This is a genomic window from Parasphingorhabdus sp. (genome assembly GCF_048269915.1).
Taxonomy (GTDB): Bacteria; Pseudomonadota; Alphaproteobacteria; order Sphingomonadales; family Sphingomonadaceae; genus Parasphingorhabdus.
In genome coordinates this window covers 120,305-142,325 of sequence record NZ_JBLWTY010000003.1, presented here as the reverse complement: position 1 = coordinate 142,325, position 22,021 = coordinate 120,305, and the positions used below count along the sequence as shown (strand labels likewise).

Annotated in this window: 17 protein-coding genes; 9 read left to right on the top strand and 8 right to left on the bottom strand. The window is 54.9% G+C overall.

The features are described 5' to 3' along the window. Window positions 1-41 precede the first annotated feature (41 nt). Window positions 42-788, bottom strand: coding sequence for a hypothetical protein (locus ACN0WX_RS09165; protein ID WP_417622012.1), 747 nt, complete (start codon window positions 786-788; stop codon window positions 42-44). A 1-nt stretch (window position 789) separates the two neighbouring features. Here ACN0WX_RS09165 and ACN0WX_RS09160 point away from each other — a divergent pair, with 1 nt between their 5' ends. Continuing rightward, window positions 790-3,048, top strand: coding sequence for an efflux RND transporter permease subunit (locus ACN0WX_RS09160; protein WP_417622011.1), 2,259 nt, complete (start codon window positions 790-792; stop codon window positions 3,046-3,048). A gap of 83 nt (window positions 3,049-3,131) precedes the next feature. After that, window positions 3,132-5,576: an ATP-binding protein gene (locus tag ACN0WX_RS09155; protein WP_417622010.1), complete on the top strand. Its 2,445-nt coding sequence runs from the start codon at window positions 3,132-3,134 to the stop codon at window positions 5,574-5,576. Here the strand turns inward: ACN0WX_RS09155 and ACN0WX_RS09150 are convergent. Then, window positions 5,573-6,190 (bottom strand): response regulator, encoded by a 618-nt coding sequence (locus ACN0WX_RS09150; protein WP_417622009.1) that lies wholly within the window; start codon window positions 6,188-6,190, stop codon window positions 5,573-5,575. The genes ACN0WX_RS09155 and ACN0WX_RS09150 overlap by 4 nt on opposite strands. A 185-nt stretch (window positions 6,191-6,375) precedes the next feature. On the opposite strand from ACN0WX_RS09150, the gene ACN0WX_RS09145 reads away from it, so the two are divergent. Continuing rightward, window positions 6,376-6,783: a hypothetical protein gene (locus ACN0WX_RS09145; protein ID WP_417622008.1), complete on the top strand. Its 408-nt coding sequence runs from the start codon at window positions 6,376-6,378 to the stop codon at window positions 6,781-6,783. Between the two features lie 129 nt (window positions 6,784-6,912). Beyond that, window positions 6,913-7,434: a hypothetical protein gene (locus ACN0WX_RS09140; RefSeq protein WP_417622007.1), complete on the top strand. Its 522-nt coding sequence runs from the start codon at window positions 6,913-6,915 to the stop codon at window positions 7,432-7,434. A gap of 141 nt (window positions 7,435-7,575) precedes the next feature. Here ACN0WX_RS09140 and ACN0WX_RS09135 read toward each other — a convergent pair whose 3' ends face one another. The 5 genes from ACN0WX_RS09135 to ACN0WX_RS09115 all read right to left on the bottom strand — a co-directional run bounded on the left by ACN0WX_RS09135 (window position 7,576) and on the right by ACN0WX_RS09115 (window position 15,804). Continuing rightward, window positions 7,576-9,018: an efflux transporter outer membrane subunit gene (locus tag ACN0WX_RS09135; protein ID WP_417622006.1), complete on the bottom strand. Its 1,443-nt coding sequence runs from the start codon at window positions 9,016-9,018 to the stop codon at window positions 7,576-7,578. After that, window positions 9,015-12,191 carry an efflux RND transporter permease subunit gene (locus tag ACN0WX_RS09130; protein ID WP_417622005.1) on the bottom strand — a complete coding sequence of 1,059 codons (3,177 nt, stop codon included), beginning with the start codon at window positions 12,189-12,191 and terminating at the stop codon, window positions 9,015-9,017. The genes ACN0WX_RS09135 and ACN0WX_RS09130 overlap by 4 nt, the downstream gene beginning before the upstream one ends. A 3-nt stretch (window positions 12,192-12,194) precedes the next feature. Continuing rightward, entirely contained in the window at window positions 12,195-13,415 is a 1,221-nt protein-coding gene (locus tag ACN0WX_RS09125) for an efflux RND transporter periplasmic adaptor subunit (protein ID WP_417622004.1), read from the bottom strand. A 157-nt stretch (window positions 13,416-13,572) separates the two neighbouring features. Then, the gene (locus tag ACN0WX_RS09120) at window positions 13,573-14,649 is read right to left on the bottom strand and encodes an AI-2E family transporter (RefSeq protein ID WP_417622003.1); all 1,077 of its coding nucleotides are present in this window, start codon (window positions 14,647-14,649) and stop codon (window positions 13,573-13,575) included. A gap of 9 nt (window positions 14,650-14,658) precedes the next feature. Next, a complete protein-coding gene (locus ACN0WX_RS09115) occupies window positions 14,659-15,804 on the bottom strand; it encodes a L,D-transpeptidase family protein (protein ID WP_417622002.1) in 1,146 nt (381 codons plus the stop codon). Window positions 15,805-15,891: 87 nt separating this feature from the next. Between ACN0WX_RS09115 and ACN0WX_RS09110 the strand changes: the two genes are divergently transcribed. Further along, on the top strand, window positions 15,892-16,533 hold the full coding sequence (locus tag ACN0WX_RS09110; protein ID WP_417622001.1) for a murein L,D-transpeptidase catalytic domain family protein: 642 nt from the start codon (window positions 15,892-15,894) through the stop codon (window positions 16,531-16,533). A gap of 38 nt (window positions 16,534-16,571) precedes the next feature. Here ACN0WX_RS09110 and ACN0WX_RS09105 read toward each other — a convergent pair whose 3' ends face one another. Next, window positions 16,572-17,165, bottom strand: coding sequence for a CC0125/CC1285 family lipoprotein (locus ACN0WX_RS09105; RefSeq protein WP_417622000.1), 594 nt, complete (start codon window positions 17,163-17,165; stop codon window positions 16,572-16,574). 202 nt (window positions 17,166-17,367) lie between these two features. Between ACN0WX_RS09105 and ACN0WX_RS09100 the strand changes: the two genes are divergently transcribed. The 4 genes from ACN0WX_RS09100 to ACN0WX_RS09085 all read left to right on the top strand — a co-directional run bounded on the left by ACN0WX_RS09100 (window position 17,368) and on the right by ACN0WX_RS09085 (window position 22,021). After that, window positions 17,368-18,369: a zinc-dependent alcohol dehydrogenase family protein gene (locus tag ACN0WX_RS09100; RefSeq protein ID WP_417621999.1), complete on the top strand. Its 1,002-nt coding sequence runs from the start codon at window positions 17,368-17,370 to the stop codon at window positions 18,367-18,369. 87 nt (window positions 18,370-18,456) lie between these two features. Beyond that, window positions 18,457-18,900, top strand: coding sequence for a host attachment protein (locus tag ACN0WX_RS09095; RefSeq protein ID WP_417621998.1), 444 nt, complete (start codon window positions 18,457-18,459; stop codon window positions 18,898-18,900). Next, window positions 18,900-19,643 carry an ABC transporter ATP-binding protein gene (locus tag ACN0WX_RS09090; RefSeq protein WP_417621997.1) on the top strand — a complete coding sequence of 248 codons (744 nt, stop codon included), beginning with the start codon at window positions 18,900-18,902 and terminating at the stop codon, window positions 19,641-19,643. The genes ACN0WX_RS09095 and ACN0WX_RS09090 overlap by 1 nt, the downstream gene beginning before the upstream one ends. Then, on the top strand, window positions 19,637-22,021 hold the full coding sequence (locus ACN0WX_RS09085; protein WP_417621996.1) for an ABC transporter permease: 2,385 nt from the start codon (window positions 19,637-19,639) through the stop codon (window positions 22,019-22,021). The genes ACN0WX_RS09090 and ACN0WX_RS09085 overlap by 7 nt, the downstream gene beginning before the upstream one ends.

Sequence of the window (22,021 nt, the reverse complement as noted above, 5' to 3'; positions counted from 1 at the left end):
GTGATTGTCCGGCTGTATTCGTTTTACCGTCCGCGACCATGTCAATTCTTCCGTTCAAATGTAATGGATCCAATCGGTAATGGGGCTGGTGTCAGTTGAGCTGTATTGATGGAGAAACCCGAACGGCGGAATTTCCAGCGACTTCGGAACCTTTCTCTTTTTCCCGACTTCCGGTCCTTCGCCTGAAATTCGAAATTCATCTGGTTGAGCCGCCTTTTGCCGACAATGTTGATTGAACCAACGCCACCAGGATTGACCCAGCGACCGGTAATTTTCGCTGTTCCAGGATAATGGGCCAAATGCCCCAGCAATGTGAAAGTCCGGCTGGTGGCTGCACATTTGCCGCTAAAAACCAATTTGCGTGTCGCTTTGCGATAGCGTGCAATCAAGCGACATCGCACCGGCTCCAGCACCGCAGAACCATCACGCTTTCCCCAACCGGTTCCTGACCATTTTCCAGCAAATTGCGACAATGGAATCGGCGACGCATTTTGTGCCCGACCGACCGAAATGGACATACCCGCTGCAACGAATATCGCCGATCCGAAAATCAGCCAACGGGCGACTGAAGCCCTTGCGTAGCAATGCGTGAATTTCAAAGCACATGCCCCTGCTTCCTGTAGGTCGCGATCCCATATTCGGATTAGAAAAGCTGGCAATTTCAAGATATACGAATAACTGCGTATATTGCGTTTGATCGTCCACGGATAATTGCCTTGCTCGGGATTGAAAGGGGCATTGGTAATTTCCAAACTACAGCGGTTTCTACAATTTATCACGTCAGTCATATTGAGCCATGGACGATGGCTGGCAGCGGTACTGCTCTTTATTTGCCTGGGAGCAGTCTATGCCGCCACGCAAATCCAATATCGCGACGGCACCCGTGATATCTTTGTGTCATCCTCTCAAGAATATACGCAATATCAACGCCATGTTGAAGATTTTCCGCAATCCGATGCGAATATATTGATCGTCGCAAAATCCCCGGAACCTTTTGATCGGAAGCAGTTGGAGTTGCTGAGAGGCTTGGTCCTTGATGGGCAGTTAATCGAGGGGATTGAAATCGCAATATCGATTTTTTCGCAACAGCAATTTGATCCTAAAACGGGCGAATATAGAACGCTGTTGGCCGATGACCTGTCTTCTTATCCAGATATCACCCAACCAATGCGCGCTGCGCAAAAAGCTGACCCGAAACTTGCGTCGCTGATCAATGGCGAACTTAACGAGACGGTGATAATATTCTCGGTTGAAGATCATATGACGGACCTGGATGTCGCGACCCCCTTGTTAACCGAGCTTAACGACCTGATCGGGAAGGTATTAGCAGAAGGAAACCTGTCTCTTGCAATGACCGGTCTGATCCCAATGCGTCACCACATTGTTTCGCAACTCAAGTCGGAGCAGGTTTTATTCAGCATGGTTGGCGGCATATTGGGGTCACTGATTACTCTTCTGCTATTTCGCAGCATCTGGATCGGTGCACTCAATGGCATCGCGCCATCATTGGCACTTCTGTTGACGATAGGCAGCTTTGGCCTTCTCGGCTTTGAGATGAACGTCATTTCAAATACGGTCACGGTGTTGATTCTGGTCCTGACAATGGCTGATTGCATTCATATGACGCATGAACTCAGGAAAAATGCAGCAGCAGGCATGAGGAAGCGGGAAGCCATTGGTTCAATGATGCGCGCTATAGGTCCGCCGAGCGTCCTGACCAGTCTGACAACAATAATTGCGCTAGCCAGCCTTTTCTATTCTGATTCCGAAATGATCCGCAGCTTTTCTGTCGCGGGCATTACCGGTATGCTGATCGCCTTATTCAGCGTCATTTTCATCCATCCCTTAGTCTATGCGCTGGTCTGGGACTATCCGCCGGTGCAAAAAGCCCTGACCCAAAAGAGCCTTCCGCAAATGGGGTCGAGCAGTGGATTAAACCGGATCACAAAATGGTTGCTGGAACGAAGATATGCTGTGGTGACCGGCAGCATCATATTGTGTGGTTTTTTACTGGTACAATTCCTGCCCGTGCAAACAAGCCACAAGTTCAGCGAATATCTGCACGAACAGGACCCGATAGTCTTGGCCATGCTGCAAGTCGAGGCAATTGCCGGGCCGACCCAATCAGTGGATGTTGTTCTTAAAAAAAATGGAGAAGGAGCGCTGGTTTCACCGACATTTCTTGAACAACTGGAGAAAGCGCATGACAAGCTGGAAACCAAATTCCAGGACCACACCGTCGTATCTCTGGCCAGCGTTCAAAAACTGTTGCGGAAAAATAATCCCGAGGCAACGGTTGCCGACTTGAAGAAAATACTGGAGCAATTGCCAGAACGAACACGCGATGACCTGACAGGTCGTCATGAAGATGGTTTCAAAATCAGCGTCATGATCCGCGACACCCCTTCCTCGCAAACCAGAATCCTTGCAGCACAAATCAATCAGGAGTTGGCAAAATTAAATCTGGAAGGATTACGAGCAGAAGCTGTAACCGGCCTTGGGGTTCTGGCGGCCACACAATCGGATCGGATGATCCGCGAATTGACGATCAGTTTCCTTATTGCCGCTTTCGCCTGCCCTCTGCTGATCGCTGTATGGTTTCGTCAATGGCGCTACGGGGTTGCGGCTGTCATACCCAATATATTGCCGATCCTGATGGTCGGCGCATGGCTGATGTTCAGCGGATGGAAATTGCAGTTTACGAGCGCACTGGCACTTTCTGTCGCTTTCGGCGTTGCGGTGGATGATACAATTCATGTGCTCAACCGTTTGCAAATCAAACGCGCCAATCACCCCAGGAGCTTTACCGTGCAACAACTGCCCCAAATCATGGAGCATGTTGCACCAGCACTCATCACAACAAGTGTTGTGCTTTCGGTTGGACTGATTGCGACCTTGTCCAGCGCCATGCCCACCGTCGCTTATTTCGGCGGGCTTTGTATCCTTATCTTCATCCTCGCTCTGGGCGCGGATATATTGATATTGCTGCCAATGATCGCCGTCTTGGGTTTTGGAGGACCATCTCGTCAAAGAACAGCAAGCACATAACCGCTTATATACGGACGAGGCCGTATTGGCGAGCTGGGCCGGAAGGTCTATGCAGCGGACAAATGACGGGGTCCGATCTTCTCATGAACCGCCTCCGGTCGCCCCTTTCGGGTGGCTGGCATCGCATTGTCTTCCACTTGCTCATTCTGCTGACAATATGCAGCACCCCAGCCTTCGCAAAAACCGAAATTGAAAATGGCCAGTTGGTGAATCCCGACTGGGACTATACTCAGAACCAGCCGCTGAAGCTGGTCGGGGAATGGGAGGTTATCTGGGGCAAGCTTGTGGCGCCCCAGGATTTCGACAAGGAATATAAGGGGGCTCTGTTCCATATTCCGGGACGCTGGAACAAGGTGGATCACCCGCGTATGAACGGCGCTTATGGCGTTGCCACTTTTCGAGCCAAACTTGATCTGCCGGATTATGGCAAGGAACTGTCCTTTCACCAAATTTCTCCGCACTCGGCGTGGAAATTATATGCCAATGGTATTCCGATCGGAGCAAACGGGATTGTATCTGACCAGCCCGGCAGACACCGGTCCCATTATACATCACGTATTTTTCCAGCCTATCCCGGCAAAAGCGAACTGGTGCTGCAGATATCCAATTTTTCTCACGCCTTTGGTGGCCCCGGCCATCCCCCAACAATCTGGGATTCACAGCAGCTGTTCCGTACGCTTGGGTTTCTATCGCTCTATTATGTTCTGGTGCTTGGCGTTCTGCTGGCCATCGGCATATTCCACCTGATCTTTTATCTCGCCGACCGTAATCACCGCGAACAAGGTCCGGTGCATTTGTGGTTCAGCCTGCTCTGCTTCATCATGGTGTTCAGGATTTCCGGAGTCATCCCCTATTTCCATATCTATTTTGCCGAATCTTCCTACTGGTCCGATCTACGGTTTCCTTATGCCAGCCTGTTCGCCGCGCCAGCCGTCTATGTCCTCTTTTTCCGTTCGGTTTTTCCCGGCTTTTTCCCGGAACGAACAACCCTTGCCATAATCGGATTAAATCTGCTGCTGACCGCCATGGTCCTGCTGACCCCGGAAGGCTTCTTCACCCATTTTCGTGACTTTTCCATCGGGATGAATATCTTTGTCATCCTCTTCAGCATCGTCTTCACGGCAAAGGCGATGCTTGGCAAGCAACCCGGTGCTGCGATAATTTTGATTTCCAACATGATCTTTCTGGTCACCGCGATCAATGATGCAGTGATCTATACCGATAATGGCACAGGATTTGATCTCACACCCTTTGGAATATTGATCCTGGGCATGGGCTATTCCTATGCACTGCTGCTCCGGCTGCAAACCACTTTTAAAAATGCACGCGACACATCTGTCGCTCTGGAAAAATTGAATCTCGATCTCGAACAACAGGTTCGCGACCGTACCCGGGCGTTTAAATCCGCCGCTGCGAAGGCTGAAAATAGCGCCCATGATCAGGCCCAGTTCATCGCTGCCGCCAGCCATGATCTGCGCCAGCCCCTACATGCATTGGCAATGTTCAATTCGGCGCTGCGCAATAAAATTGGCAATTCTGCTGCTACCAAATTGCTCGAAAAGCAGAATGAATCCATTCGCAATATGGGGGACTTGTTACAGGACACGCTGGATAGTGCGCGAGCGGAAACCACGCAAAAGTCACCTGTTTGGGCGTCTGTGGAACTGGACGCCCTCGTAAGCAGTGTCAGCGGCGGATTTGAAATTCAGGCGGAAAAACGCGGACTTCAATATGTTCAGAACATAGGTCCCGGCCAGATTGTCACAGATGGTGCCATGCTGCAGCGGATTTTGAGTAATCTGCTTGAAAATGCGCTGAAGGCGGCAAAGGGCAAGATTGAAATTCTGGCACGGCGTCAATCATCAAAGTGGATCATCGAAATATGCGATGATGGCAACGGGATAGCCAAGGGCGATATTGATCGGATATTTGAATCCTACATTAGTCTGGAAGACCACAAGAATGGGGAGCATGGCGGGTACGGCCTGGGGCTCTATGTAGTGAAAAACTTCACGAAATTATTGGGCGGAACCGTGACTGTAGAATCCACTCTCGGCGAAGGGACGCGATTCATTCTGGAGTTTCCTGTGGCACAGGCAAAATATCAATTTGCCGGAGAGGAAGGGAAATCCACAAAGACAGCAATTCCCTTGCCGGGCATGAAAATTCTTGCAGTTGATGATGAAACCAGCGTTCTGGAAGCCATGAAGGCCATGCTCGAAACCTGGGGGTGCCAGATCGCAATTGCCGAAGACGGCGCACAGGCGGAAAATGCCATGCGGAATGGTTTTGCCCCCGATCTCGCTATTGTTGATTATCATCTGTTTGGCAGCAACGGCCTGGAGGTGATTGATAAACTGCGGGAGCATGTTCCTGATTTAAGCGCTGTAGTCCTGACTGGAGCAACCGAGCCAGAAATATTGGCCGAAATTGAAGCCTATGGACTTCCCTGTCTGTCGAAACCGATTGATACCCGTAAATTGGGTCGCTTTCTGCATGATCGCCAAATGGCAAGGCGCGATGATTAAACCAGCGACGCCTTGATCGCAAATGCCGCCAGCGATGCCGGGGAATGCACATCCAGTTTCTGATTGATATGCTCGCGATGCTTGCGAACCGTATGCTCGCTAATACACAGGGATCCTGCAACATCCCGATTACTGGAGCCCTCGACAATGAGCTTGACGATCTGCAGCTCACGCGGCGTCAATTGATCGCGCAATTCTGCCACGGACCGGGCGTTGCTGCCAACGTCAGCTGGTCGAGATCCAACCGGCCGCCCCTTTGCAACCGCCTTGAAAATTTCAAGAAAATTTTCTGCCTCTGCCGTTTTGTAAAGAAACGCGTCCGCCCCGGCTTCGTAGATGGAAGCGGGTGCATAGCTATTGGTATCGCCGGTCAAGATAATCACTTTGATATTCATCTCGCGGCGACGTAATTCGGCCAAGATATCGATGCCCGTCCGGCGCGGAAGACCGATATCCAGCAATGCCAGGTCAAATGGTCTGTTCTTGAGAAGATTCAGCGCTTCTTCTCCGTCGGAACATTCTGTGATCTCGCCAACGCTGTCTTCGATTAGCGCCACGATCCCCTGACGAACCAGTGCCTCATCTTCGGCAATCAAGACCGAAAGATCAATCACCGCTTTGATCGTTGCCGCTGCACATCATGTTGCGCTCCATCCGGCTCCCTGACGAAATACGCACATATGCGAATATCGCCATTTGGTGCTGTCGCATAATTTGATCCCCTGAAGCGGCAATATCCGACTCTAGCGGAATTTACAATTTGCCGGATCAAATTTGTTCGCAATATTAGGAGGAAATAGTGAAAAAACGGTATCTCGTAATGGCTGCGCTCAGCACTTATTTTATCACCGCTCCGGCCCAAGCGCTGCCTTGTGACAGTCGCGGTTCCAACTGGAGCGGCTCAATGCAGGTGGGCGCAGCTTTCTATAATTTCGAACTTCGTCGCCAAACATGCGCTCCGGCAAGCCTCTGGAATTTTTACGTGCGCCCCACTTCCGGTGGAGGTGCTCCCTCGCAGGGACAGGTTAGTGTCACCCTGAACGGGAGAGCGATTACCGTTTCTCCTGTCGCTGGCACTGCATCCGGCTGTCCATTCAGCCTCACGGGCACCTATGCGGCGCGCGATGTGACCAACGGTCGCCCCTATCGCGGTTCTGGCACAGCTTTTTGCGGTGGAACCGGAGTCTGGAGAGCTGTCATCCGTTGAAACCGGTTCCTTAAACCGCTCCCAACACCCCCCCAAAAAAAACCGAGGTTCACTGTGAAAAATATATTATTGACTGGCGCGGTTACCACAGGCGCTTTGCTAGCAGGAATTACTGCAACAGATAATTTGATGGCCAATAAAGTGGTCGCCGGCGGGAAGATTAACAACGCCGTTCTCATGTCCTGCAGCAACGGGATGCGAGAAAACTGGACCACCTATCACGCACCGCGTGATCACAGTTTCTTTAGCCAGGAACTCGTACTGGGCGAAGGCGATTACACCCTCAGCCTTATTCCCGCCGGAAACTTCCGGTTTAACGCGTTTGTTTACGAAGGCGATGCGCGCCAATATGTCGGCGGTCGCCAGAATATCAGCAGCTATTCGCATCGGTTCAATATCCGGGACTGGTCGGGGCAAAAATATCATATCCAGATGAAAAAAATCGGTCAGGCATGTCGGGGGTGTGCTGTCACCATGGTTTTAACCGCTCGCAATTGCGCCAGCAAACCCAGTCGCCCGAATAATAGCCCTACGGCTCCACTATGCCAACCCGACCAGTGCGCAGACCCTAACGCAGGTCTATTTGGCCTGCCTTCCTGTCGCTATAAAAAAGGCGCTCGCGGCGGCTATTGCGGAACGCCGGGCAACTGAACATCAGTCGCCATGATTGCCTGTTTCCGCGGCATCAAATTCGGCCAACATATTTCATTAGCGGAATGTATATGCCTAACGGTGAACAGGAATATAGAGCGGGCATTGACTGGTGCAATCCCGCTATCGGGAAATCCTCACCTAATCCTCGACGGCGGGCTTTTCATCTATGTCCGGAGCATTTTGCCACCCGCCACCAAGCGCCTTGAACAGACTGATCTGCGCCGTCGAGCGGTTCGCTCGGGCAGCAGCAGCCATGGCTCGGATTTGCGCTCTTTCGCTTTCGGAATCCAGCAGCTGGAAGAGGCTGTCCGCGCCATAATCATAGCGCAACCGGGATATATGGGCAGCACTCTCGCTCGCGGCGACCGCTTTGTCGAGGGAGCGTTCACGCTCAATCGCGCCACTCAGCCGCGCCAGCGCCTGCTCCGTTTCCTGAAGGGCCGTCAACACAACCTTGTCAAATTCAGCCAGCGATCCATCTGCCACCGCCTCGGACTGACTTACCCGCGCGCGCGCGGCATTGTTGAAGGGAAAATTCCAGCTGATCAAAGGCCCGATCGAATAACCAAGGGAATCGTTCCGGTTCAGATCACCGATATCGCTCGAACCCAGTGACAGACCACCGAGCAAGGTGATCGAAGGATAAAGCTGGGCCGTTGCGACACCTATACGGGCAATATCCGTAGCAAGCTGACGTTCAGCCTGACGGACATCGGGGCGCCGGGCGAGCAGGTCCCGGCCATTGCCTACCGGAAGCGGCGCGACGATATTCGGCAACGCACTGCAAGCGGCGGCTTCGACATCGGCATTGGCGGGCGGATCTCCGGTCAAAACGGCGAGCGCATATAGAGATGCACGCCGTTCAGCTTCAAATTGCGGTATCTGCGCACGCGCCTGTTCAAGCAGCAATATAGCGCGATCTACATCGCGGCGATTGGCCCGCCCGCCAAGCAGCAGTCGCTGCGTCAGATCGAGCGTCTGTTCCTGCAGCCGCGCGGTTTCCCGAGCAACCTGCCCCTGGAGGGCAAAGGAACAGACGAGCGCATAAGTGCGCGCCGTTTCCGCCGCTATCGAGACGCGCGCCGCATCGAGCGATGCCTGCGCTGCGGCGGAATCCGCTCGCGCCGCTTCGATCGACCGGCTCACACCGCCAAAAATATCTATCTCATAGGAAGCATCAAACCCGACCGAGAAAAAATCCATCGTTGCCGGGCCAATCGCACCATTCGCAGGATTATCTGCCGTCCGTTGACGGGTTGCCGAAGCACTTCCGGTGGTTACCGGCAGACGCCCTGCCCCGGCTTCCGCCAGCAACGCGCGCGATCTCTGCAAATTGGCCGAGGCAATACGCAGATCCATATTGTTGCGAAGCGCCTTGTCGACCAACCGGTCCAGCACGGGATCATCGAACAACTGCCACCATTTCTCCGGAAGCTCCGCCATGACGATATTGGAATTGTCGCGGGCCTCTGTCAGCGTCGTGGAACCATCCGGCAGAGCCGCCGGTGGTCGGTAATCCGGCCCGACCGTACAGGCGGACAGCGTGATCACAGAGAGCGCGACACCAAATATATTCCTCATGAGCCCGTCTCCGCAATGCTGTCCGCGGGTTGCGGGGCAGCAGCTTGCTTCCGGGAGATTTTGTCGCCGAGCTTGCGAGCAAGAACGTAAAAGCTCGGAGTGAACAGCAATCCGAAAATCGTCACACCAATCATGCCGAAAAATACCGCAACACCCAGCGACTGCCGCATTTCTGATCCCGGCCCGGACCCGACAACCAGAGGCAACACGCCCAATATGAATGCGAAGGAGGTCATCAGAATCGGTCGCAGCCGCTGCGCTGCCGCCTTGTGTGCGGCCTCGAGCAATTCCATCCCCGCATCTTCATTCTGCTTTGCAAATTCGACAATCAATATGGCATTTTTGGCTGCCAGGCCAATCAGCACCACAAACCCGATCTGAGTGAGGATATTATTGTCCATACCCATCAGATTGACACCCAATATGGCCGCCAACAGACACATGGGAACGATCAGGATGACCGCAAGTGGGAGCACAAGGCTCTCATATTGCGCGGCCAGCAACAGAAAGATGAATATCACGGCAAGACCGAATATCAGCGTTCCGGTATTGCCTGCCTGCTTCTGCTGGAACGCCAGTTCCGTCCATTCATAGCCGAAACCCTGAGGCAGGGTTTTTGCGGCCAGATTTTCCATGGTTTCGAGCGATTGGCCGCTCGAAAAACCGCTGACCGTATCTCCCTGCAGCTCGGCCGAAGGATAGAGATTGTAACGCACAACCCGGTAGGCCCCACTGTCATTCTTTAACGTCATCACCGCATCCAGAGGCACCATTTTACCGGCGGCAGAACGCGTCTTCAGACGGCCCACATCGCTGACCTGATCACGGTGGGCCGCATCCGCTTGTGCCGTGACACGGAACGTCCGCCCGAGATAGTTAAATTCATTGATAAACGTCGATCCCAGATAGGTAGCCATTGTCGAAAAAATATTCTCGACCGGCACCCCCAGCCGTTCCGCGCGCTCGCGATCAATATCAGCATATAGGCGCGGTGTGCTGGTGTTGAAGGTGGTGAATACCGAGGTTAGCCCTTCTTCGCCATTGGCCGCCATCATCATTCCCATGGTGACTTGTTCCAAAGTGCGCAATCCTGCGCCACTGCGATCCTCGACGATCATTTTCCAACCGCCACCGGTGCCGATTCCGCGTACCGGCGGGGGTGGAATAATCAGGATATTGCCTGCTGTGATCGATGACATAGCACTGCGCAGTTCATTCGCGACCGCATCTGCATCCGCCCGCTCGCCATGCGGGCTCAACGGTATGAACATCGTTGCGGCATTCGGTGCCAAGGTAAAAGTCGCACCATCCAGACCGGCAAAAGCAACCGTGGCCTTCACCGCCTTATTCTTCAGCGCAATCTTCTGCGCGTCCAGCAACACTTCATCGGTACGTTGCAGAGACGCTCCTGGCGGCATTTGTACAACAGCGATAAGATAACCCTGATCCTGAGCCGGGATGAACCCCGTCGGGGTATCCGAAAACCGCCATGCAGTCAGACCGATAAGGGCGGCATAAACGACGGAGACGATGAGCAACATACGCACGGCACGGGCCGTGAATTTGCCGTAGCGCTCCGACAATTTTGCAAAACCGCTATTGAATCGACGGGCAAATCTCCCCGGAAAACCGCGCCAGCCTTCCGCAGGCTCGACTTCCTCTTTCGGCTTTAGCAAAAGCGCTGCGATAGCGGGCGACAGCGTCAGCGATACGAATGCGGAAATGATCGTCGCACTCACAATCGTGAGGGCAAACTGCTGGTAAAATTGACCGGATATGCCGGGAATAAATGCTGTCGGGATGAAAACACCAGCCAGCACCAAGGCGATGGCAATAAGCGCGCCGGATACTTCGCGCATCGTTTCGTGCGCGGCTTCCAGTGCACCCAGCCCCTTTTCTTCCATCAATCGCTCGACATTTTCCACGACAACAATTGCATCGTCGACGACGATTCCGATCGCCAGCACCATGCCGAAAAGCGACAGGTTGTTGAGCGAGAAACCGAAAGCCGAAAGCATCGCCAGCGACCCGATCAGGGATACCGGAATGGCGATGATTGGAATAATCGCTGCACGCCAGCTTTGCAGGAAAACCAGCACAACAATCGCAACCAAGATGATTGCCTCGACCAGCGTATCCAGCACAGCCTCTATCGACGCCTCGATATATTCTGTCGGGTTATAGGGAATTTCGTAAGTCATGCCCGGTGGAAAACTTTGTGCCGCCCGCTCCAGCTCCGCCTTGACCTCCTCGGCCGTCGTCAGAGCATTGGAACCGGGCAACTGGGTTATACCAAGCGCGGCAGTTGCGGTTCCTTTGAGATAGGCGTTGACGCTATAATCCTGAGCGCCCAGTTCGACCCGTGCAACGTCGCGCAGGCGGGTCATTCGCCCCTGCTCATCCCTTTTGACGATGATTTCCCCAAATTGTTCAGGCGTCGTCAGCCGGCCCTGGGTCTGGATGCTCAGTTGAAAGGCCGTGCCGCCCTCGTTAAACGGCGGCTGCCCGATTGAGCCCGCCGAAACCTGAACATTTTGCGCACGAACAGCATTGGTGATCTCATCGACCGTCAAATTCCGTTCCGAGGCTCGGTCGGGGTCAATCCATATCCGCATATTATAGTCACGACCACCAAATTGGCGGACGCCGCCAACACCGGGAATACGCAACAACCGGTCGATAACCTGCAGTTTGACATAGTTGGAAACATATTCTTGCGGCAGCGAATCATCGTCCGAATAAAAAGTCGACACCAGAAGAATATCCGGAGAATCCTTACGTACGGTAACGCCTATCTGCCGGACCTCTGTTGGCAATCGCGACTCTGCGGTTGAAACCCGGTTCTGGACCAGAACCTGTGCCTGATCGACATCGACCCCTTGCGCGAAGGTCACGGTGATAGACAGATTGCCGTCACCGGTTGAGGATGATGACATGTAGATCATGTCCTCGACACCGTTGATCGACTCCTCAAGCGGTGCGGCGACCGTTTCGGCCAAGGTTTCCGATGTCGCGCCGGGGAAAGTGGCGCTGACGACAACCGTCGGCGGTGCGATTTCCGGATATTGCGCAACCGGCAAGCCCGGATAGGCGACAATCCCGAATATAACGATCAGGATGGACAACACAGCCGCAAATATGGGCCGGTCGATGAAGAAATGGGAGAATTTCATAACCTATTCCGCCGGCGTGGCATCGGTGGGTAACGGCGCTTCCAGCGGCACCGATACGGGCGCGGTATTGTCGGATCGCGGCTTGATCTGGATCAGCTTGGCCTTCACCACCATTCCGGGCCGCAACCCGGCCAGTCCATCCAGCACCACTTTTTCGGTCGGTGCAATGCCATCACGGATGACACGCAATCCTTCGACCAGCGGTCCCGTTTCAACGACCCGCTGGGTTACTTTATTATCTTTACCGACCACGTACAGCAATTTACGGGTCTGGTCGGTGATCAGCGTTTCATCGGGTACCAGAAGCGCCTTGTAGGTACCGGAACCCAGTAATCGCGCGCGTCCAAACATGCCTGGAACCAGAAAACCGTCCGGATTTTGCACTTCTGCATGGGCGCGAATGGTACCGGAATCCGGATCAATGGCAGAATCAACAAAGGTCATACGCCCTCGCCAGTTATAGCCGCTGCCATCGGCCAGCTGAATTTCAATGGGATTATGGGCATAGCGCGAGGAACGCCGTTCCCCGGCCTGATCCTGCCGGATATATTTCAGATAAAAGCTCTCTGCCCCGTCAAAGCTGAAATATATCGGATTCACTGTTCCGACGCGGGTAAGCAAGGTCTGGCCCGCGCTTACAGTATCACCCAGGGCGACCCGCTTGTCTGATACCCGCCCGCTAACGGGAGAACGGACCGTGGTGTAGGAAAGCTGCAATTTCGCTTCGCTCAGCCTGGCCTGTGCGCCACTGCGCTGTGCGAGCGCAGAGCGATAGACAGCCTGCTTTTGCTCATATTCTTCCTTGCTCACCGCTTCGAACTTGAGCAATTCGCGTGCCCGCTCCATTTCCGTACGGGCATTGGCAACCGTGGCTTCATTCTGGTCTATCTGCGCCTGCGCCTCTGCCACGGCGTTGCGAAAAGTCCGCTGATCAAGCACGAACAGCAACTGGCCTTTCCGGACTTCTACGCCTTCCCGAAAGGCAATACGCTCGATCGTACCGGAAACACGGGGCATGATTTCGACGTCTTGGATCGCTTCAAATCGGCCGGTAAACTCATCCCAGTCCACAACTTCGCGCTGCAAGGGAAGAGCAACGGAAACAGCTTTGGGCGGTGGGGCCGGCGGAGGAGATTCGCCGCAGGCCATAATGAAAGACAGCGACAATACCCCCAATATCGGCTTCAAATATCTGGCGAACTTGTCCTGAAATGCGAAGATCATGGGGGGATTCCAGTATTTTATTGGGGGAGGCTGGAGGAACTCGTTAACGCCATTTTATGCTGCATTGCAACAAAACTCTTCTTTGAACTCTGAAAAAAGTTCTTTGCCCGTTGCCGTAACGGCAATGGCCCGTTTTCTACCCCGATTCGATCGCCCGCTACGCTCCGGCTGCCTGGCCGCTTTCCTTCATCCGTCCACGCGCTATCAGCAGCAGACTCTGTGAAACCGCAAAGATCAGGGGACCGAGCACAACCCCCGAAGGACCAAATAACACCAGCCCACCCAATATCGCGACAAAGGAAACCGCCGAGTGAAGGCGCAGCCGGCCTCCCACCAGAATCGGATAGATGATATTATCGATCAGTCCGACCACAATCGTGCCCCATAGCGCCAGAATGATAGCGGAGATCAGATCGCCACTAACTGCGAGAATGACTGCCGCCGGAACCCAGACCACAAATGCTCCCAGAAAGGGAACAATTGCAAGCAATCCCATGATAAAGCCCCAGAAAAATGGCGAAGGCAGGCCGAGCCACCAGAACATCAAGCCACCGAGCGCACCCTGGACGGTGGCGACCACCATCGTGCCATATACCGACGCATAGATCGTATCGGAGACCCGGCCGGTCAAAACCGCAAACTCCGATTCCGTGAACGGCAGCATCGCTTCCAGCTGCCCGATCACATTTCCTCGATCGCGCAAAAAATAGAACAGGAAGAAAAAGGTTACGAGCATCGTAATCAGACCCTTGATAGAGCCCTGGATGAAACTTCCGCTCCAAGCGGATAGCGAGGAAGCCAGATTGTCGAGCAAGCCGGTCAGATCCACCCAGCCACTAATTTGGCTCACCACCGGAGCCAGCATGTCATTATCTTCTGCCATCCTAGTCCATGTGTCAGGATTGACGATCTCTGCCATGTGGACGGCACCGCGCATTGCTTCATTCAGCAACAGGCCGGATATGATCACCGATGGAACCACCACAAGCAGCGCCGCCAACATGACGGCCAGACAAGCCGCAAGGCTGGGCGACCGCACCCATTTTTCGAGACGCACCTGCAGCGGCATGAAAAGCAACGCTAGCGTAACCGACCAGACGATGGCCGGCAAAAACGGAGCGGCGATAAAATAGCAGACGATCAAACCTGCAAAAACACCAGCAATTAATATTACGGTGGATGCGGTTGGCCGGAACCCCGCCTGCCCGCTACCGCGATTTTCTGTATCACTCATGGGATGAGGTTATGCCGCACAGTCGGTGGCAGCCTCATTTTGCACCAGTTTCAGGCGATCGCGCCTGTAGATATCGGGAAAGTAGCGGACTGTGCCGTCGTCCGCTCCCTCAGCCGTAAAATAGGTAACATAGACCGGAACCGCCTTCATCAACGCCAGTTTTGTCGTTTTCCGGCTAGCGAGGATCGTATCAACGCGCTCCTCTGTCACCGCCCCCCCGAGCAGTGTTTTTGCCAAATCAATCGCACCGCCGACCCGGATGCAGCCGTGACTGAATGTCCGCACCGGTTCAGAAAACAGCTTCTTGTTCGGCGTGTCATGCAGATAGACACTGTAAGAGTTCGGCATGACCAGCTTCATTTGCCCCAGGGCATTGCCGGGGCCGGGGCGCTGACGATAGCGGCCATTCTGGACCACATAGCCTCTGCGCCGCGCGGCGGCGGGATTGTTGCGCACCATCGATCCGATGCCTTCGGCAACAATCGATGTCGGGATTTCCCACCAGGGGTTCAGGATCACACCGCTGACCGTGGCCTCAAAAATCGGTGTCGGAGACTTGGTCTTGCCGACGATGATCGGCCAGGTCTGGAGTTTTCTGTCATTCTCCCACAGCGTCACCTCGAAACTGGCGGCATTTACCAGCAAATATTTTTGCCCCATGGCCAGCGGCATCCAGCGCCAGCGATCCATGTTTTCCGCCAATATAGCGCGTTTTTCTTCATCATCTTCAATGGCATAGGCGCTACGCAGCGCCTGATAATGAGGATTACGAGGCCGCAGCGCATCAAAATATGCGGTGAGGTCATCGTGAATCAACGCTTTCAGCAGCAGCTGCTGGGTATCGATATTTTTGTCATCGCTGCCAATATGCCATTTTGCTCGATATGACGCGGGAGAACATCCTTCAAGATAGGCGGCCATCAGTTCGCTCGCAGCAGCCGAGGCAAGGCGCGATCGGCGGTAGGGATCGCTGGCCGAATTGGGCTGGCTAAAATCGGTTATGGAGCAATTGTGCAGACCCTCGGACGCTTTCGCGTCTACCAGCTCTTGTAATTCGGCAATCTGCTTTTCACTCCAGTTCAAATGATTGTCGGTCTGGGCGCTGGCGGAGGCAGAAAGAAAAATTCCCCCGAGAATGATCGAAAATAATCTCATGAAATCCTTCTTCCGTCCGTTAGCAGCCACGACAATAAGTATAGATACTTAATCTTGTGTACAGGATGAAACTGTTATGAACGAAAAATGAAGAGAAGAAATTTTATCAGTTCCGGGCTGCTTGGCGTCGCGGGAGTCGCCTGTGGCCTTGGTTTTCAATCACAAGCGGCCAGCAAAGGCGCCACGCGGATTGCAGCGCGACCGATTGTCACCCCGCCACCGGGTCCTCCCACTCTGATCGATCGCGCCAAGGCGGCGTTGGCAGAACATGAATCATCATTATTACACACTGACAGGATCGGTATTGCCGATTATTCGCTGCATTCTGCCAAGGAACGCTTCCATATCGTTGATGTGGTCAACGGAACCAGCCAGTCCTTTCTGGTGGCGCACGGTAAGGGTTCTGATCGCAAACATACCGGCTGGCTACAGGAATTCTCCAATGTTCCGGGATCAGAAGCTTCCTCCGGCGGCAGCTATATGACGACCGAGACCTATATCGGCAAGCATGGCACGTCCCGGCGGCTGAAGGGGCTCGACCCCAGCAACAATATGGCAGAGGCCCGCGCGATCGTGATCCACGGCGCCTGGTATGCGGAACCCGAAATGGTAAAAAACCACGGAAAACTGGGCCGCAGCCAAGGCTGCTTTGCCTTTTCCGAGAGTGATCTTGCGGTGATATTGGAGCGATTGGGCCCAGGCCGCCTGCTCTTCGCCGACAAGGCTTAGCGTTACTGCTGCGCGAGCGGTAAGTTTAGCCTTTTCTCCTAATCATTATCTGGCCGCGTGATCGTTGGACCAAGATCATCGAGGACCTTTCGCGCATCAAACGCACGCGCTTCGTCCATCCGCATCGGCCCCCGGTACATCAGGATATCCGCTTCCGCCTCGAATCGCTCCACGGTCCGCATATCCATATCATAGGACCAGAACGGGTCCCGGCCATATGGATGCCATGTCGACCAGACGCCGCCGCGATAATAGCGCCAGTGCGGCCGCCAGTAGATGTAACCAGCCCCGTACCAGGGGTCATATCGTGGCGTGGGATCAATATACATCCGCCGGTCACGCGCAGTCGTATGATCGGTGATCCGGAACCAGTCGTAACCGCTCTCGACCGTGAGTTCCGCTGCACGGTATAGCAGATAACCTTCCACAGTTTCGCGTGACGTAAGCGTATTGCCGGCAAAACGCACCCGGTAGCGCCTCTCTCCAAGGCGGATTTCAGAATAACCGCCAGAGACACGCTGACCAGCGGTTTCGGGTTGATAGGGGGTTGCCGTGGCGCAGGCGACCAGTAGCACAGTCATGAACAAGACGGCCCCAGATACCGAGAATCTTGAAAAAATCGTGCGATCCATCCTGTCCACTCCCCTCCGAAAGATTCCGCGATAGCGGCTGGAAAGTGGCACTTTCCGCTATTATCGACACCTTGTCGTTACGTAATTATTCGTAAGGCGTACAATCCTGATGGTGTCAGATAAGGACAGTTACGGGTTTCATAGCCGCAAGCGGGGATTACTGTGCGGACAGAAACAATCAGCCGAAACGCTCAGGACATAGATGGACCTGCCGAAAACCTTTCTTGCAATGCAATTGGACCGCCCCGGCGCGCGGTTGATGCCCGTCGAGCGGCAAGTGCCGGCCATCCCGCCCGATGAAATGCTCATCGAAGTTCTGGCCTGCGGAGTTTGCCGGACCGACCTGCATGTTCTGGATGGCGAGATTCCGGCCGCGCAATATCCGATTGTACCGGGCCATGAAGTGGTGGGGCGTATCCTCGCGATGGGGTTACAGGTTGACGGTTTTGCGATCGGCGACCGAGTGGGCGTTCCCTGGCTGGGTCACAGCTGCGGTATTTGTCCATATTGTCTGGCCGAACAGGAGAATCTCTGCGATCAGCCCGAATTTACCGGCTGTACGCGGGATGGCGGATATGCCGATCATATTGTCGCCAACGCACAATTTTGTTTCCCTATCCCTTCCCGATTTTCAGATAAGGAAGCCGCCCCCTTGCTCTGCGCCGGCCTGATCGGCTGGCGCGCGCTGCGCATGGCGGGCGAAGGCCATAAGATCGGCTTTTACGGTTTTGGAGCCGCCGCCCATATCCTGACACAGATCGCGGTCTGGCAAGAACGCGAAATATATGCTTTCACCCAATCCGGCGATGTTGCCGGGCAGGATTTTGCCCGCGAGTTGGGATGCATCTGGGCGGGTGGTTCCGATGAAGCTCCCCCTGATCTGCTTGACGCCGCAATCATCTTCGCACCGGTCGGGTCGCTTGTTCCGGCTGCCCTGAAAGCGATGCGCAAAGGTGGACGCGTGGTTTGTGCGGGCATTCACATGAGCGATATTCCCGGATTTCCCTATGCGGATCTGTGGGGGGAGCGGGTGATCCTTTCGGTGGCCAACCTCACTCGCGAGGATGGCAATGAATTTCTCGTGGCAGCCGACCAGTCGGGCCTCTCACCCTCGATCGAGACATTCGGGCTGACAGAAGCAAATGAAGCCCTGCAAAGGCTGCGCGAAGGCAGGCTCCAGGGTGCAGCCGTGCTGATACCATGATGCGATGGTTCCGTAACAATACCTATCGTCGGTAACAGACTGTCATCGTAGACCGTTTTCAGTTAAACAACGTTACGGGAGATTAAAATGCTGGTGCGCAAAGATAGCAAGGTGATTGCGGTTGACGGTTCGCGGATGGCTCTGTTCAAGAATGTCGGCGAAGCATTTGCGCCGGTGCTTGAGCTGATAGAAGAGCATAAAAATCCGTCGCTGCGGACTTCGGAGATTGGAACGGACAAGCCCGGACGGACCTTTCAGAGCAAGACACCCCGCCGGGGCACCCATGAGCTGACCGATTTTCAGCAACAGGAAGAAGACCGGTTCTCGATCGAAGTCGCGGAAAAAATCGATAAGATTGTCTCCGAAACCAAGGCTGGTGTCGTGCTGGTGGCGGCACCCCGCGCACTGGGTGTTATACGGAAAAATCTTGAAGCAGACACAAGCGCAAAATTGCTGGCGGAAATCCCCAAGGCATTTGGTTCCGGCGAAGCTGAGGCTCTTGCAAAAATGCTCACCAAACATGAAGCCTGATGGCCCGGTCACCTGCTGTCACCTCAAACGATAGGGACAGCGAAGCCCTTTATGCGATCCGCAGCCTGACAAAAGTCTACGGTGAAGGACCAACTGCGGTCCACGCACTGCGTGGCGTGGATATCGACCTGCCGAGAGCGGCGATGGTAGTGCTGCTTGGTGCCAGCGGATCGGGAAAGTCAACATTTCTCAACATTATCGGTGGACTGGATGACGCCACTTCTGGTCAGGTCTTCTTCGAAGGCATGGAACTGACCGCCATGACCCCTTCGCAGCTCACCGAATATCGCCGCAATTCGGTCAGTTTCGTGTTCCAGTTCTATAATCTGGTGGCTTCGCTGACCGCGCGCGAGAATGTCGCACTGATCACCGAAATTGCCGAAAATCCGATGACCCCGCAGGAAGCCCTGGAAATGGTGGGACTGGGCAATCGCCTCGATCACTTTCCTTCTCAATTATCCGGCGGCGAACAGCAGCGCGTGGCAATTGCCCGCGCGATCGCAAAACGTCCCAAAGTGATGCTCTGCGACGAACCCACGGGTGCGCTCGACAGCCAGACCGGCGTAAAAGTGCTGGAGGCACTGGACCGGGTCAATCGCGAACTTGGCACCACCACCCTGCTGATCACCCATAATGTCGTCATTGCCGATATGGCCGACCGGTTGCTGCGCTTTGCCGACGGGGCGCTGGTCGAAGATCGCGACAATCCGAACCGGGTCGCACCGGCCAAGCTCAAATGGTAACCCTCCCGGCCTGGCTGGGTTCGCTCGACCACAAGTTGCTGCGCGACATTTGGCGACTGCGCACGCAGGCCCTGGCGATCGCGCTCGTGATCGCGGCGGGTGTCGGCATGGTGGTCATGTCCGTGGGCATGATCCGGTCGCTGGAGGCCAGTCGCGATGCCTATTATGATCGTTACCGTTTTGCCGATGTTATCGGGTCTGCCAAACGTTTTCCGGCCAATCTGGTGGATGACATTCGCAACATACCGGGCGTCAGCATTGTCGAAGGACGGCTGACGGCGGGTGCGACACTCGACATACCCGGTATTGCCGAACCGATTACTGCACGAGTCCATTCGCTGCCGCCATCGGGCATGCCCAAGGTCAATGCCCTGGTCCTGCGCAGCGGCCGGATGCCCGACCCGACCCGACCGGAAGAGGTGATCGCCAGCGAAAAATTCAGCGAAGGCGCACGCATTGCACTGGGCGACAGTGTCGAAGCGGTACTATACGGAAAGAAACAGCGCCTGCGCGTGGTTGGCACCGCATTGTCGCCAGAATATATCTATGCGCTCGGCCCGGGACAGATTTTCCCGGACAATCGCCGTTTCGGCGTGCTTTGGATGGGTGAAGAACATCTGGCTGCGGCACTTAATTCGACCAACGCCTATAACGAGACGCTCATCCGGCTGGAACGCGGCGCCCAAACCGGCAAAGTGATCGACCGGCTCGACATCCTGCTCGAACCCTATGGCGGAACCGGAGCCATTCCGAGATCGGAGCAGCTGTCGGAACGTTTTCTTTCCAACGAACTCCAGCAATTGCAATCGATGACAGCGATCCTGCCACCGATTTTCCTTGGCGTAGCGGCCTTCCTGATCAACATCGTGCTGACCAGACTCGTCGAATCCGAACGCGAGATTATCGGGCTGCTCACCGCATTCGGCTATCGCAACCGGAAGATTGTCTGGCACTATGTCAAGCTGGCGCTGATTTTGTCCCTGCCCGGCCTGTTGCTGGGACTGTTTGTCGGAACCTGGATGGGCCGCGGGCTGGCTGGCCTCTATCAGCAGTTTTTCGTATTCCCCTTCCTGACCTATCGGGCCGGAGCGGACATCATCCTCGCTGCCTGCCTGATCACGGTGGGCGTGGTAATACTCGGGGCAGCCCAGACTGTGAACCGGATTGGCCGACTGACGGCTGCGGAAGCCATGCGACCACCGGTTCCGCCGAATTATTCCGGTGGATTTGCAAGACTTCTGGCGCGGTTCAAGAGGCTGGACGAACCGACACGAATCATCTTGCGCGGGATTATCCGCCGTCCTCTGCGCTCGATGCTCGGATCGCTGGGCGTCGGTGCCGCGCTGGGCCTGTATATCACCTCCGCCGGTTCCACAGACAATGTCGGCGTGATGATCGATCTGCTGTTCAACCAGGCCAACCGTTCGGACATGAACATCGTGTTCGCCGAGCCCCGCGACGAGCGCGCAATATTCGAGCTACAGCGCATTCCCGGCGTGCTGCGGGTAGAACCCGTCCGTTACGTTCCCGCCAGATTGTCATCCGGACCGCGATCCAGATCGGAAAGCCTCACCGGAATGAGGCCCGGCGGCGATCTGAACCGGCTGATCGACATGGATGATGGCATATTGTCGCCACCCGTTCGCGGCGTGATGATTTCCTATGGACTGGCCAACGAACTGGACCTCCAGCCGGGCGATCCGATCCATGTGCAGGTAACCGATGGCAAGCGGCCCGGCCTCACCCTGCCCGTCGCCCGTATTTTGCGCAGCCCGGTTGCCAGCCCGGCCTATGTCGATTTTGACTTGATCGGACCGTTGCTTCAGGAAACACCGTTGTCATCCGGTGCCTTCATCAGCGTCGATCCGGCGCAGACCGAAGCAGTATATCGGCGATTGAAAGACATGCCCGTCGTCGCCGGTTTTTCGCAACGAAAGGCGGCACTGCGCGGCATTGAGGAATCGATAGGAGAAACCATGGGGATCGTGCAGGTGTTCAATACGGCCTTTTCGGCGCTGATCGTTTTCGGTGTGGTGTATAACAACGCCCGGATCAATCTGGCCGAAAGATCGCGCGATCTCGTGTCGCTTCGGGTGCTGGGCTACCGCAGGTCGGAAGTATCCTATATCCTGCTCGGGGAACTGGCGCTGCTGGTTATCGCCGGTCTGCCTCTGGGTGTGATGTTTGGCTATTATCTATCCAAGAATCTCACCGAATCCATTGGCGGGGACCTGTTTATCATTCCGTTCGGCCTTTCTGCCGGTACGGTGGCTTTCGCTATATTGGTCGTGCTGGTTACCGCTGCGATATCCGCATTTTTCGTGCGGTCGCGGCTGGATCGGCTCAATCTCGTCAACGTACTGAAAACGAGGGAGTAA

Bases quoted from the DNA above. Each gene is read 5' to 3' on its own strand.
- ACN0WX_RS09165 (WP_417622012.1), bottom strand. From the start codon at position 788: ATGACTGACGTGATAAATTGTAGAAACCGCTGTAGTTTGGAAATTACC.
- ACN0WX_RS09155 (WP_417622010.1), top strand. From the start codon at position 3,132: ATGAACCGCCTCCGGTCGCCCCTTTCGGGTGGCTGGCATCGCATTGTC.
- ACN0WX_RS09140 (WP_417622007.1), top strand. From the start codon at position 6,913: ATGGCCAATAAAGTGGTCGCCGGCGGGAAGATTAACAACGCCGTTCTC.
- ACN0WX_RS09135 (WP_417622006.1), bottom strand. From the start codon at position 9,018: ATGAGGAATATATTTGGTGTCGCGCTCTCTGTGATCACGCTGTCCGCC.
- ACN0WX_RS09130 (WP_417622005.1), bottom strand. From the start codon at position 12,191: ATGAAATTCTCCCATTTCTTCATCGACCGGCCCATATTTGCGGCTGTG.
- ACN0WX_RS09125 (WP_417622004.1), bottom strand. From the start codon at position 13,415: ATGATCTTCGCATTTCAGGACAAGTTCGCCAGATATTTGAAGCCGATA.
- ACN0WX_RS09120 (WP_417622003.1), bottom strand. From the start codon at position 14,649: ATGAGTGATACAGAAAATCGCGGTAGCGGGCAGGCGGGGTTCCGGCCA.
- ACN0WX_RS09115 (WP_417622002.1), bottom strand. From the start codon at position 15,804: ATGAGATTATTTTCGATCATTCTCGGGGGAATTTTTCTTTCTGCCTCC.
- ACN0WX_RS09110 (WP_417622001.1), top strand. From the start codon at position 15,892: ATGAAGAGAAGAAATTTTATCAGTTCCGGGCTGCTTGGCGTCGCGGGA.
- ACN0WX_RS09105 (WP_417622000.1), bottom strand. From the start codon at position 17,165: ATGGATCGCACGATTTTTTCAAGATTCTCGGTATCTGGGGCCGTCTTG.
- ACN0WX_RS09100 (WP_417621999.1), top strand. From the start codon at position 17,368: ATGGACCTGCCGAAAACCTTTCTTGCAATGCAATTGGACCGCCCCGGC.
- ACN0WX_RS09095 (WP_417621998.1), top strand. From the start codon at position 18,457: ATGCTGGTGCGCAAAGATAGCAAGGTGATTGCGGTTGACGGTTCGCGG.
- ACN0WX_RS09090 (WP_417621997.1), top strand. From the start codon at position 18,900: ATGGCCCGGTCACCTGCTGTCACCTCAAACGATAGGGACAGCGAAGCC.
- ACN0WX_RS09085 (WP_417621996.1), top strand. From the start codon at position 19,637: ATGGTAACCCTCCCGGCCTGGCTGGGTTCGCTCGACCACAAGTTGCTG.